Raw genomic sequence first — 13294 nt, 5'->3', positions numbered from 1 at the left:
AAGAGGAAATTATGAAAATTAACGAAAACTGGACTATACCGAATTTAAAGGAAGCAAAACAACGAACGAAAAAACAAGCAGTGATTGAAAAATCACTCTTTAATATACCTTATGAAGTTGCCCAGCTGGGAGTGGGAAGAAATTATTATCTGCGTACATATGGCTGCCAGGCCAATGAACGTGACGGGGAAACGATTGCCGGTATTTTGGAAGCCATGCATTTTACTCCGGTAAAAAATGTCGAGGATGCCGATCTGATCCTCTTGAATACCTGTGCTATCCGCCAGAATGCGGAAGATAAGGTATTAGGTGAACTGGCTTCTTTAAAGCGGCTCCGTAAAACAAATCCGGATCTTCTTTTTGGTCTTTGCGGCTGCATGGCACAGGAAGAAGAAGTCGTCAAAACAATTATTGAAAAATATCCACATGTAGATCTTGTTTTTGGTACACATAATATTCATCGCTTGCCGACCTTGCTGTATCAGGCAATGATGTCGAAGGAAAGAACGATCGAGGTTTTCTCAACAGAAGGGGAAGTTATCGAGAATTTGCCGGTCAAACGTTTTGGTACGCATAAGGCTTGGGTCAATATCATGTATGGCTGTGATAAGTTCTGTACATATTGTATCGTACCTTATACCCGTGGTAAGGAGCGAAGCCGACAGGTCGAAGACATCCTTGAAGAGATTCATGTTTTGATCGAAGAAGGCTATAAAGAAGTTACTTTGCTCGGTCAAAACGTAAATTCTTATGGAAAGGATCTTCAGATTGAAGGCGGCTTTGCATATCTTTTGGAAGAAGTGGCAAAAACGGGCATTGATCGCATTCGTTTTACGACCTCACATCCATGGGATTTCAGTGATGAGATGATCGATGTGATTGCGAAATATGAGAACATCATGCCTTTTATCCATCTGCCGGTACAATCAGGAAATGATGAGATCCTGAAGATCATGGGAAGACGCTATACGAGCGAGCAATATATGACGTTGTTTTATAAGCTGAAAGCAAAAGTCAAGGATGCTGCCTTTTCGACAGATATCATCGTCGGCTTTCCGAATGAAACGGAAGAGCAGTTTCAGGATACATTAAAATTGGTTGATGAATGTCAGTTTGACAATGCTTTTACCTTTATTTATTCACCGCGTGCAGGTACGCCTGCTGCCGCCATGGAGGATAATGTCAGTGAGGAAGTCAAACAGCGCCGTCTTCAGGAGCTGATGGAACATACAAATCATTGGGCACGAGAAAAAAATGAGGCCTATGTCGGTAAGACGGTACAGGTTTTGGTGGATGGACCCAGCAAAAAGAATCCATCTGTGTTCAGCGGTTATTCACAGACCAATAAGCTTGTAAATTTTACAGGGGATGATATACATGCCGGTGATTTAGTGAATGTGAAGATCACTCAGGCAAAGTCATGGTCATTAGATGGGGAAGCAATTAAAGTGAAATGATTCACTTTTTTTGTTTTTTCTTTCACCGCGTGTTATAATAGCTAAAACAGACATGATAAATATAATCTAAAGGAGGATCTATGGATCAAATACGAATATGTGCATTAGGCGGGCTCGACGAAAATGGCAAAAATATGCTGATGGTCGAAGTCAACTCAGAAATCATTTTGATTGAGGCAGGAATTAAGTTTCCCGAATCAGATCAATTGGGCATTGAATTTATCATTCCCGATTTCACGTATCTCATCGAAAATAAAGAAAAGATTAAAGGTGTTTTCGTAACTCACGGACACGATGATGTATCACGGGCCCTGCCTTATCTTTTGAAGCATGTCAATGTTCCTGTCTATACAGGAGCTTTAAGTGCAAATGTCTTAAGAGATTTATTGAAAAAAGAAGGCGTCAGTGATTTTAAGATCAACAAGGTGAAAAGGACCGACCGCATCAAGGTGGGAAATATCAAGGTCCGTACATTTGCGATGACCCATGCTTATCCGGATAATTTTGGTATTGCGATTGCGACCGATCAGGGTTATATCGTCTATACAGGAGAATTTATCGTTGATTATGATATGCGGGCACCTGAATATAGTTTTGATATCAATGAATTAAGTGAAATTGGAAAGGCCGGTGTCTTATGTCTTCTCAATGAGTCGGTAGGTGCTGAAAAAGAAGGGCATACCGCACCGTTCCACCGTATTTCTTCAACCCTGGAACCGCTTTTTGAATCAAGCGAGCATCGTATTCTGATCAGCTGTTATTCACAAAGTCTTTTTAGGATGAGAGAGATCTTGGATCTTGTGATTCGTTTCAAGAAAAAAGTTTATTTTCATGGTGAAGAGGCAAAATATTTTCTCAAGCATATGGCTGAATTAAATTACTATAAATTTCCAAATGAACTGATCGTGAACGATCGTAATTTCGATGATGAGAATGATGAGATCATCATTTTGATTACAGGAAGAGGAAAAAATCTATTCAGAAAGCTTCAGAAGATTGCGATGCATGAAGATGAGCGGGTTCATTTTAGAGCGACTGATACGATCGTGATCGCTTCACCGGTCGTCAGTGGTACAGAAGAAGAAGCAAACAGCATGGAAAATGAGATCTATAAAGAAGGCGGACAGATCTATTCATTAAATTCAAAGAAGATTTATTCGATGCATCCGAGCAGTGAAGATCTGAAGATGATGCTGTATCTCTTCAAGCCGCGTTATTATCTGCCGGTAAAAGGTGAATACAGACATCTGATCAAAAATGCCAATTTGGCTTTCAATATGGGCTATCGCCCTGATCAGATCGTAATTTTGGACAATGGTCAGTTTGCAACTTTTGAAAATAAGATCTTAAAGAGCGTTGCTGATCGTATCGAGCTGGAAGATACTCTGATCGATGGCAAGGAAAACTGGGATGTTACGGGAGTTGTCTTAAAAGACCGTGAGATTCTTTCCAATGAGGGTGTCATGGTGATAGGGGTCAGCGTAGATTTTAAAACGAAGAAGATCATCGGTGGTGTTGATGTACAGACGCGAGGTTTGATCTATTTGAAGGATGCGGAATATATCTTAAAAGAGGTCATGAAGATCACTGAAGATACCATCAATGAAAATGTTGCCAATAAAACATATGAGAATATTGAAACACGTGTGGATGTGAAAGAAAAAGTAACACGTTATTTGTTGAAGGAAACCGGAAAAAGACCGATGGTTTTACCTGTCATTATCGAAATCAATCAGTAGTCGAGGGGGATAAGGATGACGAAACAGAAAAATGCCAAGAAAACGACAAATAAAAAAATGGATAATGAGATCTTAACTGTCATTTATGCGTTTTTGGCGATAGCTTTGTCAATTATTGGCATTCTTGAAATTGGTCCTGCAGGAATTGCGTTAGGCAGAGTCATGTATTTTCTGGTCGGTATGCTGGGAAACGTTGTGTTTGCTTTCGTGATACTTATTGCCATACTGGTCTTATTTAAAAAGAATCTGTCGCAGATAAGGATGCGCAGCATGATCGGTTTGATCTGCTTTTTCGCTGCATGGCTGCTGCTGGTAGCGGCACCGGATGATCACAGCATCGTCGGAATGGATGTCATACATCTTTTTCTGGCGAATGTAAAAGAAATATTTAATGATACCTTGATTGCATCAATCGGTAACGGAGGTATTCTCGGCGCTTTCTTATATGCCTTATTCAGTGCTTTGTTTGATTTTACTGGTACAAGGATCATGATTATCATGTTCCTTCTTATCGGTATCATCATGTTCTGGGATTATTTGAAGATAGTTTTTGGTTTCTTTTTTGAAAAAGTACAAAAGACGAAAGAAAAAAGCGATAGTAGAAAAGAGAAGAAAAAGAGAGAAAAGCAGCTTTTTGAAGATGATTATGAGGATATCATCGACTATGAAAAGCCACAGGGACGTTTTGATTTTGAAAATCTTGTTGCCGATAAGGTTTCAGAGGGTGAGCATCAGGAAAAGTCCGTGATCGATATTCAGGCAGATCCTATAAAGGAAGAAAAAAAGGAGCCTGAAATTGAAAGCTCATTTCTTACAGATTACTCTAAATATCGTTTGCCAGGTTTAAATTTATTAAATTTGGCCGGAAAGGGAAGTGTTTCCGCAAATAATAAGAAAGCGGCGGCGGAGGCCGGTGAAAAGCTTTTACAGATCTTGGATGAATTTGGGGTGAAAGCGACACTGGTGGATACACATATCGGGCCTAGTGTTACAAAATTTGAATTAAAGCCGGATTTAGGTGTAAAAGTTTCTAAGATCAGCAATTTGCAGAATGATATCAAATTGGCGTTAGCGGCAAAGGATATTCGTATCGAAGCGCCGATTCCTTCGAAAAGTGCGGTGGGTATCGAAATTCCGAATGTAGATAAGACAATTGTCAATTTAAGGGAGCTTTTACGAAGCATTCCGTCTAAATATGAAAACAGCAAGCTTTTATTTGCTCTTGGAAAGGATCTTTTAGGTCAGCCGGTCTATGGTGAATTAAATAAGATGCCTCATCTGTTGATTGCCGGTGCTACCGGTTCAGGTAAATCAGTCTGTGTCAATTCGATCATCATATCTCTGATCATGAGGGCACGGCCGGATGAAGTGAAATTATTGCTGATCGATCCGAAAAAGGTAGAGTTTACAGCTTATCAGAATATTCCTCACCTTATTGGTCCCATCATTCATGACGGTGATGAGGCGAATACTGCTTTAAAAGTAATCGTAGAGGAAATGGATCGCCGCTATGATTTATTCTCGAAAGCAGGGGTTCGTAACATTGCGGGATATAATGAAAAATGTGATCAATATCCTGAAGAAGGACATACCAAGCTTCCTTGGATCGTCGTCATCATTGACGAGCTGGCTGATTTGATGCTGGTAGCTGCTAAGGAAGTGGAGGCAAGCATCCAGCGTATTACTCAGCTGGCGCGAGCTGCGGGCATCCATCTGGTCGTAGCGACTCAGCGTCCGAGCGTGGATGTTATTACCGGACTTATCAAATCGAATATTCCTTCAAGAATTGCCTTTGCTGTTTCCAGTGCCGTGGATTCCAGAACGATCTTGGATCAGCAGGGTGCGGAAAAACTTTTAGGAAGTGGAGATATGCTTTATATTCCGATCGGCGAACAGTCGCCAATACGTGTACAGGGCGTTTATGTCAGTGATGAAGAAGTGAATCGTGTCACGGAATTTGTTTCTAAGCAGGGACGTCCGAAGTTTGATGATGCTTTTATACGTTTGCAGATGATAGAGGATACAGCTTCTGCTGTTGGCATGGATTCCAATGATCCTTTGTATGATGAAGCCAAGCAATTCGTCATTTCTTCACAAAAGGCAAGCACTTCTTTGCTGCAGCGTAAATTCAGCATCGGTTATCAGCGCGCTGCCCGTTTGATCGATATGATGGAAGAAAACGGTATCGTAGGACCATCTCGTGGCAGCAAGCCAAGAGAAGTCTATATGAAAGATCCGATGAATGAGGATCAGATGTAAGGATCGTTTTAAAAAGAGATGATAGTTATGAAGTATTTCATAGAACTGTCATCTCTTTTATCATATAAAATCTTATATCTTATGAATAATAGTAACAAGGCATCCATTAAAATTGAAACTGTTAGTATTCATAAAATAGGAATGTTTCAGCTTTATTATGATCATGATCCATGATATGTAAATCATGATTTTTTTTATTATTAATTTTATAAAATGACTTCTGTTTTGTTTAAAAAATACGGCTTAATAGCTAATAATATTGAAATAATAACTAGACATTTAAATTCAGTAATAATAAAATTAACTTGTAACTTATATGTGGATAATTTAATTTACAGTCAGAGTGAATGATAATGTCTGCTTTATCGTTCATCATACTTTGAATGGAAAGGAGACAAAAATGAAATTCAAAAAATTATGCAGCTTCGTGCTATCAGCACTTATGGCACTAACGCTGGGAAGCTATTCACTTTCTGCTGCTGAGAGTGGTAACAGCACTTCACAAAAGTGGGATGTTTCCAAATCAAAAAGTGCTGAACGTATTGATGAAGACAGATGGGAAGTAACATTGTCATTGCCTTCAAAAGAATATGTTCCTGCCACGGATGTTGTCTTTGTTTTAGACAGATCCAGCAGCTCTGTCATGACTGATGTAAAAGCAAAAGCAAATGAGCTGCTTGCTGAACTGGCAGCCAAAACGGGTGAAGGTAAGGGTAAGATCAATGTGGCAGTTGTTAATTTTGATTATGAAGCACATGTAACTTTAGGCCTTACTGAATTGACAGAAACAAGTCTTGATACGATTCAGAAAGCTGTCAATGAGACGACAAAGAGCGGAACGAATCTTGAGGCAGGTATCCTTGCGGGTACGAAGATATTAGACGATGACACGTCTGTTCCTGCAGAAAATAAATATCTGGTATTGGTATCGGATGGAATTACTCACGCATGGAATGAAGACCATACAGCAGGTGGTCAGACAATGACAACTTATTGGATGACCAATAACGATGGAACAGTTGGTGTTTATGATGGTACGACGCCTTATGTATATTTTAGAAGAGATGATAAGGTTACTTCATATGAAGATTTGCATCCTTCAATGATCACAGCTGAAAAGGATCTGCCTTATGGAATAGGATCAAAAGTGACAGAAGATGATTGCGTCGTATCAACAGATCTAACCGTTCAAAATGCACCATTTCCTAATGTATATTCACAGGTTGAATTAGCAACTTATTATGCAGCTCAGGCATGGAATGCAGTGAATGAATCTTATCATACACTTACATTATATTGGGAAGTAGATAATGATCTTTATCCTTTAAGCGTTGATTTGATGACAAATGTTTTAGGGGCTTCTTCTGTGGATACGATCGACGCTGCATTTGAAGAATTACAGAATGAAATTGTTTATCTGTTAGACAATGGTACAGTGACTGATGTTATCGGTGAAGATTTTGTTTTAGATGAAAGTGTTCCTTTCACACTGACTGTCAATGGTGAAGAAGTAGATTTAGCAGCGACAGATGATTATGCCGTTTCACACTCAAATAGTGTTATCACATGGGATATTCATGTTCCGGTAAAAAAGGATGAGCCGGTACAGCTGACGTATGTCGTGAAATTAAAAGACAGCGCTAAAGCAGAAGCCGGTTCTTTCACAACACCAACGAATGAATCAGCCACGCTGGACTATAACAACAGCAAAGGAAATAGTGGCAGTGAAGCTTTTGAACAGCCACAGGCCTCTTATGAAATCGGTATTTTAGAAGTAACACATCGTTATGATGAAAGTGTGAAAGAAGAAGATCAGATATTGACATTACCGGAGGTATTTACTTCAGAACCAGTTATCGTCGATTGGACTGAGAAACGTTTCAACAAAGAAGATGGTGAGAATCGTGTAGATTATGACGGATTTGATGTGGTCGTAAAACTGACATATCCAAATGCGCAAACCGTAACGATGACTTTGGATGAATTCAATCAAACAAATGAACATGGTCTTATAGCACTAGCAGGTGTGACAAGTGTTGAATATGTATATACGAAAACACAGGTTCCGGTGATTGATGATACGGAAAACCCGGATAATGATGAAACTGTGACGAATACGCCGAATACATCAGATACTTTACATCTTTATTTGATGGCTGCCGCAGGAGCCCTTTTGATTTTGTGTATGAGTGCTCTTTATGATTTTAGAAAGGAATTTTTCAAATAAAAAATGAACGTTGAAAAACTACGGCAGGAAGTTTATCAAATTGTACAGGATGATGTAAAAACGGAACATGTCATGAATGTTGTACTGGAAAGTAAAAAAGAAGAGGAAGAGAAGCGCAAAGAGAAAATTTTAAATGGTATCAAAGCTGCACAAAACAAAGGGGTGGTCTTTGGCAGGCCAAAGAAAAAAGTGCCGCCTCAGTTTGATGTCATTTATGAGATGTATATGAGTCATCGCATATCAAGTCGGGCAGCTGCAAAGATGCTGGGAGTTGCACAAAGTACCTTTCTTAAATGGTGCAACGGACATGAAGTTCAATGAAAAATAGAGGAGGAAATCATGTAAACGATTTCCTTTCTTTATGTAAAGAAATTGTATTGAAAAAATGTTAAATATGTGATAATGTCTATGTATTCTTGATTAAAATCAAGAGGGAGGTAAGATATGGAGAAGTTTTTTAAGCTTAAAGAAAACGGAACCAGCGTGTCTACGGAAGTCGTAGCAGGTATAACAACCTTCTTTGCGATGGCTTACATCATTGCGGTCAATCCGAATACGTTAAGTCAGGCAGGCATGGAATGGGGCGCTGTTTTCTTGGCAACGATTATTTCTGCTGTGATTGGTACACTGATCATGGGATTAGTTGCTAATGTACCTTATGCACAGGCACCGGGAATGGGGTTAAATGCTTTTTTTGTTTATACGGTTTGTTTCCAATTAGGATTCAGCTGGCAGCAGACATTATCCATGGTGTTTATTTGCGGTTTGATCAATATTTTTATTACCGTTACAAAAGTAAGAAAGGTAATCATTAAAGCGATTCCGAAATCATTGCAGAATGCAATTGGTGGAGGTATCGGTGTATTTATCGCTTATTTAGGTTTCCTAAATGTTGGCTTTATCAACTTTGATAGTGGTGTTCCTGCCATTTCAACATTAAATCAGCCGATATTATTAGTCTTTTTGATTGGTCTGGTATTGGCTGTCATCCTTACTTTAAAAAATGTGAAAGGCGGTATTTTGATAGCTATTATCGTAACAGCTTTGATAGGTATTCCTTTCGGTGTTACGACGACAACGGATACGGTAAGTTTTATGGATGCCGTTAATGCATTGCCGTCAACATTTGGAGTAATCTTTACTTCAGCAGGTCTTCCATCATTATTTACAGATCCGGCCAAGCTGCCGCTTGTGATCATCACGATTTTTGCCTTCAGCATGTCAGATACATTTGATACGATCGGTACGTTTATCGGTACGGGCAAGAGAAGCGGTATCTTCTCTGAAGAGGATGAAAAAGCACTTGAAAATGGCAGTGGATTTAGTTCTAAAATGGACAAGGCTTTATTTGCCGATGCGACAGCAACTTCCATTGGTGCTATTTTCGGTACTTCCAATACAACGACATATGTAGAAAGTGCAGCCGGTATCGGTGTCGGCGGAAGAACAGGATTGACTTCTGTAGTAACAGCAATCTGTTTTGCCTTAAGTGCTTTTTTAGCGACTTTTGTCAGTGCGATTCCTTCAGCTGCGACAGCTCCGGCATTGATCATCGTAGGATGCATGATGGTTTCATCATTTGCGGAAATCAACTGGGCTGATTTAGAAGAAGCGGTACCTGCTTTCTTTGCAGGATTGTTCATGGCTCTATGTTACAGTATTTCATACGGTATTGCCAGTGGCTTTATCTTCTACTGCTTAGTCAAGATCGTAAAGAAACAGGCAAAAGAAATCCATCCGATCATTGCGGTAGTTGCTTTATTGTTTATCCTGAATTTTATTTTACTTGCAATTATATAGAAATTAAACATTATTATTTGAATAGAGAAATGGTCTTCGTACTGTTTCTCTTTTTTTTATTATTACCTTTGGGTAATAACAAGATAACTAATCGAGAATTCGCTAAAAGCCATTGTTTCTTTATAATGATATCGAAGGAATTTGAATCAGATCAAGGAGGAGTCAGTGATGAAAAAAAGAGAATTAGGAAAGAGTGGATTGTTTGTTTCACCGATAGGGTTAGGTTGTATGGGCTTTTCTCATGCTTATGGAAAACCGATGGATAGAGATGAAGCAATCCAGATGATTCGTGAAGCTGTAAAGATTGGTTATACATTTTTCGATACCGCAGAAATCTATGGTACGGCAAGCAATCCTCATGAAAATGAAGAAATTGTCGGGGAAGCTTTGAAACCTTATCGTGACCAGGTGGTAATTGCAACGAAGTTTGGTATCAGTTTTGACACAGAAAGCGGCAAGGTTCCAAGTCCTCTGATACCGGATTCAAGAGAAGACGTTATCCGTAAATCGGTAGAAGAATCTTTAGCACGATTGCAGGTTGATACGATCGATCTATATTACCAGCATCGTATTGATCCGCATGTTGAGCCGGAAAAGGTTGCGAAGGTCATGAAATCTCTCATTGCAGAAGGAAAGATCAAACATTGGGGTGTTTCAGAGGCAGATGAAGAATATATTCGCCGGGCTCATGCTGTTTGCCCGATTACGGCCATTCAAAACCGGTATTCAATGATGGCTCGTCATCATGAAAGATTATTTCCGGTATTAGAAGAATTAGGGATTGGTTTTGTTGCCTTTTCACCAATTGCAAATGGTTTTTTGAGTGGAAAATATGGAAAAGACAGTCATTTTGATAAAGAATTGGATTATCGAAGCACAATGCCGCAGTTTACGAATGAAGCGATTGATGAAAATCAAACATTATTAAACTTATTAAAAGAAATTGCTGATAAGAAGAATGCCACTTGTGCTCAAATATCATTGGCATGGATGTTATGCAAGAAACCTTATCTGAGTGCGATTCCGGGAACAAGGAAACTGGAACGTCTTAAAGAAAACTTTGCTGCCTGCGAGATAGAGCTCAGTGAAGAAGAAATTCAAATGATCGATCAACAGCTTGATCAGATACCGATGTCTGCTGTATTTGGCGGTTCTGCGATAAAAAAGTAAGGAAGGGATAAGATGAAAGTCATATGCTAACTCCTATGAATGGAAAAATTGATGACAGTTATATGTCAAAAAAAGAGTGCCGCTTGGCTTTACAGTCATATAATCAGATAAGAAATGATTATCATGCACAGGCTGTTGTCTATGCTTGGACAACGATGAAAGAAGGATATGTGAAGATAAAAAACAGGATCATATCAAGGCATTATCCATTTTCTTAAACATTGACTTTCAATTTCTTTCAAATTAAAATATTGTCATAAAGGAGTCATTTATGTACAATCCACAGCTTGAAACGTTTATCATGGTTGCCGATGCGGGAAGCTTTAATAAGGCCGCTGAACAGATTTATATAACCCCGACAGCAGTCATCAAACAAATCAACCTATTAGAAGCAAATTTAGGCGTAAAATTATTTGACCGTAATCATCGTGGCTTAACGCTTACAAAAGCAGGTATTTCCTTGTATAAAGATGCGAAATATATCATTCAATATTGTAAAGATTCCGTGATTCGTGCACAAAATGCCATGCAGGAAGATACTCAGATATTACGAATTGGTTCCTCACCGCTGACTCCTGCTCAGATACTATTGGAATTATGGCCGAAGATCCAGGCATATTGTTCTGATATTAAATTTCAGATCATACCTTTTGAAAATACGGAAGAAAATGCCAGAGAAATTTTAAAAAATTTAGGTAATCGTATTGATGTCGTAGCCGGTATTTTTGATGATACGATGCTGAATCTTAGAAATTGTGATGGTTTTGAAATTAAAAAAGTACCATTATGTGTTGCTGTTTCGATCCATCATCCTTTAGCGGCAAAAAGAAAGCTAGCTGTGTCTGATTTATATGGTCAATCTTTATTGCTGATGCATCGCGGCTGGAGCCGTTATGTCGATGATCTGCGTGATGATATCTGGCAGCATCACAATCAAATACAGATCAAAGACTTTGATTTTTATGATGTCAATATTTTTAATCGTTGTGAAAATGGAAATGAGATATTAATGGCTATTGAGGCCTGGTCAGTCGTTCATCCTCTTTTAAAAATAATCCCGGTTGATTGGGAGCATTCGATTCCATATGGCCTGCTTCATTCACCTCAGCCATCTCCTACGGTAAAAAAATTCCTTGATGCCATTCAGAAAGTGATCCAGCAAGACAAAGAATAGTTATAACATAAAGGTATATATTCATGAACAAGCCAAGACTTCAAAAGAAGCCTTGGCTTTTTTATAATGACATTGTAAAGGAGGAAAAATTCAGTAAATTGAATAAAATCTTTAATTAGAAGGAGGAAAATGATGAATAACTTTATTTTTGAAAATAAGACCAAAGTATTTTTTGGGAAAGGATGTGTACAGGAATATCTAGGCTGTTTAACAAAAAAGTATCAAACGATCATGCTTGCTTACGGTGGAGGATCCATCAAAAAGAATGGGATCTATGATGAGATCGTGACGATTTTAACTGCACGGAACAAGAAGGTCGTAGAATTTTCAGGAATTATGTCAAATCCTACTTATGCCAAAGTAATGCAGGGAGCAGAACTTGTCAGAAAAGAACATGTGGATATGATCCTAGCTGTTGGTGGTGGTTCCGTCATGGATTGCTGCAAGGCGATTTCTTTGGCAACCCGCTATGAGGGTGATGTCTGGAATGATTTTTGGACACATAAAGGTGTGATTGATTTTGATGTATTGCCTTTAGGAGTAATCGTCACTGTAACAGGTACAGGAAGTGAAATGAATGGCGGGGCAGTGATCACGAATGAAGAATTAAAAATCAAAACGGGTCGTGATTATCCGGCTTGTAATCCAATGTTTGCCTTATTAGATCCTGCTTATACATTTACGGTACCGAAGAAACAGGTGGTAAGCGGAGGCTTTGATATTCTTTCTCATATCATGGAAACATATTTTGGAGAGCTAAATGAAAATAATGTATCGGATGATCTTTCTGTTGCTTTGATGAAAAATGTGATCAAAAACTTAAAAATAGCTATCGAAGATCCTTTCGACTATAATGCAAGAAGCAATCTGATGTGGGATGCGACCATGGCTGAAAACAGGATCATTAAATTAGGAAAGCAGACTGATTTTGAAGTTCATCAGATGGAGCATCAGTTAGGTGCTTATACCAACTGTAATCATGGAGAAGGATTAGCGGTGTTACATCCAACCTATTACCGCCATATTTATCAATATGGTTTATCCAAATTTAAACAGTTTGCCGTAGAGGTATGGCAGATCAGTGAAGAAGGCAAGAGTGATGAACAGATTGCTTTGGAAGGGATTGATGCGTTAGAAAAATTTATTCATGAGATCGGGTTGCCTTCAAGCTTAAAACAGTTAGGTTTACAGGAGGATATCGATCTAAAGAAGATTGCCGATTCATGTAATATCATACCTACAAGCTATAAACCAATGACTCATGAAGAAATATATGAAATATTTAAAGAATGTTGGAAGTAGAAGGTAAAGATGTCAGTGCAGATGAAACGATTTTAGGTGAAGATGGTAAAATCGATGCGGATCGGTTAGAAACTATCTCCTATGATCCATCTCACAACACATATGTGAAAGTACAGGGAATGATCGGTCATGCTTTTCATGATGGAAATGTTCTAAAGTAAAGGAG

General features: G+C 38.8%; 11 protein-coding genes. All 11 read left to right on the top strand.

Annotated elements, in window-relative coordinates; translation table 11 throughout:
• Nucleotides 1–11: 11 nt before the first annotated feature.
• The 11 genes from miaB to ACZYT3_RS08560 all read left to right on the top strand — a co-directional run bounded on the left by miaB (nucleotide 12) and on the right by ACZYT3_RS08560 (nucleotide 13289).
• Complete coding sequence (gene miaB / locus ACZYT3_RS08610; RefSeq protein ID WP_464088356.1) at nucleotides 12–1457, top strand: tRNA (N6-isopentenyl adenosine(37)-C2)-methylthiotransferase MiaB; 1446 nt, start codon at nucleotides 12–14, stop codon at nucleotides 1455–1457.
• 80 nt (nucleotides 1458–1537) lie between these two features.
• Nucleotides 1538–3196 (top strand): ribonuclease J, encoded by a 1659-nt coding sequence (locus ACZYT3_RS08605; protein ID WP_294561922.1) that lies wholly within the window; start codon nucleotides 1538–1540, stop codon nucleotides 3194–3196.
• Between the two features lie 270 nt (nucleotides 3197–3466).
• Nucleotides 3467–5455 (top strand): DNA translocase FtsK, encoded by a 1989-nt coding sequence (locus ACZYT3_RS08600; RefSeq protein WP_464088369.1) that lies wholly within the window; start codon nucleotides 3467–3469, stop codon nucleotides 5453–5455.
• A gap of 400 nt (nucleotides 5456–5855) precedes the next feature.
• A complete protein-coding gene (locus ACZYT3_RS08595; protein ID WP_464088355.1) occupies nucleotides 5856–7682 on the top strand; it encodes a vWA domain-containing protein in 1827 nt (608 codons plus the stop codon).
• A gap of 3 nt (nucleotides 7683–7685) precedes the next feature.
• Entirely contained in the window at nucleotides 7686–8003 is a 318-nt protein-coding gene (locus ACZYT3_RS08590; protein WP_464088354.1) for a hypothetical protein, read from the top strand.
• Nucleotides 8004–8126: 123 nt separating this feature from the next.
• Complete coding sequence (locus ACZYT3_RS08585; RefSeq protein WP_464088353.1) at nucleotides 8127–9482, top strand: NCS2 family permease; 1356 nt, start codon at nucleotides 8127–8129, stop codon at nucleotides 9480–9482.
• Between the two features lie 168 nt (nucleotides 9483–9650).
• Nucleotides 9651–10652 carry an aldo/keto reductase gene (locus ACZYT3_RS08580; RefSeq protein WP_464088352.1) on the top strand — a complete coding sequence of 334 codons (1002 nt, stop codon included), beginning with the start codon at nucleotides 9651–9653 and terminating at the stop codon, nucleotides 10650–10652.
• 23 nt (nucleotides 10653–10675) lie between these two features.
• Nucleotides 10676–10870: a hypothetical protein gene (locus tag ACZYT3_RS08575; protein ID WP_464088351.1), complete on the top strand. Its 195-nt coding sequence runs from the start codon at nucleotides 10676–10678 to the stop codon at nucleotides 10868–10870.
• A gap of 53 nt (nucleotides 10871–10923) precedes the next feature.
• The gene (locus tag ACZYT3_RS08570) at nucleotides 10924–11826 is read left to right on the top strand and encodes a LysR family transcriptional regulator (protein WP_464088350.1); all 903 of its coding nucleotides are present in this window, start codon (nucleotides 10924–10926) and stop codon (nucleotides 11824–11826) included.
• A gap of 132 nt (nucleotides 11827–11958) precedes the next feature.
• Nucleotides 11959–13128, top strand: a complete 1170-nt coding sequence (locus ACZYT3_RS08565; protein ID WP_464088349.1) for an iron-containing alcohol dehydrogenase — start codon at nucleotides 11959–11961, stop codon at nucleotides 13126–13128.
• Entirely contained in the window at nucleotides 13116–13289 is a 174-nt protein-coding gene (locus ACZYT3_RS08560) for a hypothetical protein (RefSeq protein ID WP_464088348.1), read from the top strand. Before ACZYT3_RS08565 ends, ACZYT3_RS08560 begins: the two co-directional genes overlap by 13 nt.
• Nucleotides 13290–13294 lie beyond the last annotated feature (5 nt).

Source organism: Traorella sp. mt218, from assembly GCF_055420025.1.
This window is presented reverse-complemented; position numbering and strand designations above follow the sequence as displayed.

Bases quoted from the DNA above. Each gene is read 5' to 3' on its own strand.
- miaB (WP_464088356.1), top strand. From the start codon at position 12: ATGAAAATTAACGAAAACTGGACTATACCGAATTTAAAGGAAGCAAAA.
- ACZYT3_RS08605 (WP_294561922.1), top strand. From the start codon at position 1,538: ATGGATCAAATACGAATATGTGCATTAGGCGGGCTCGACGAAAATGGC.
- ACZYT3_RS08600 (WP_464088369.1), top strand. From the start codon at position 3,467: ATGATCGGTTTGATCTGCTTTTTCGCTGCATGGCTGCTGCTGGTAGCG.
- ACZYT3_RS08595 (WP_464088355.1), top strand. From the start codon at position 5,856: ATGAAATTCAAAAAATTATGCAGCTTCGTGCTATCAGCACTTATGGCA.
- ACZYT3_RS08590 (WP_464088354.1), top strand. From the start codon at position 7,686: ATGAACGTTGAAAAACTACGGCAGGAAGTTTATCAAATTGTACAGGAT.
- ACZYT3_RS08585 (WP_464088353.1), top strand. From the start codon at position 8,127: ATGGAGAAGTTTTTTAAGCTTAAAGAAAACGGAACCAGCGTGTCTACG.
- ACZYT3_RS08580 (WP_464088352.1), top strand. From the start codon at position 9,651: ATGAAAAAAAGAGAATTAGGAAAGAGTGGATTGTTTGTTTCACCGATA.
- ACZYT3_RS08575 (WP_464088351.1), top strand. From the start codon at position 10,676: ATGCTAACTCCTATGAATGGAAAAATTGATGACAGTTATATGTCAAAA.
- ACZYT3_RS08570 (WP_464088350.1), top strand. From the start codon at position 10,924: ATGTACAATCCACAGCTTGAAACGTTTATCATGGTTGCCGATGCGGGA.
- ACZYT3_RS08565 (WP_464088349.1), top strand. From the start codon at position 11,959: ATGAATAACTTTATTTTTGAAAATAAGACCAAAGTATTTTTTGGGAAA.
- ACZYT3_RS08560 (WP_464088348.1), top strand. From the start codon at position 13,116: ATGTTGGAAGTAGAAGGTAAAGATGTCAGTGCAGATGAAACGATTTTA.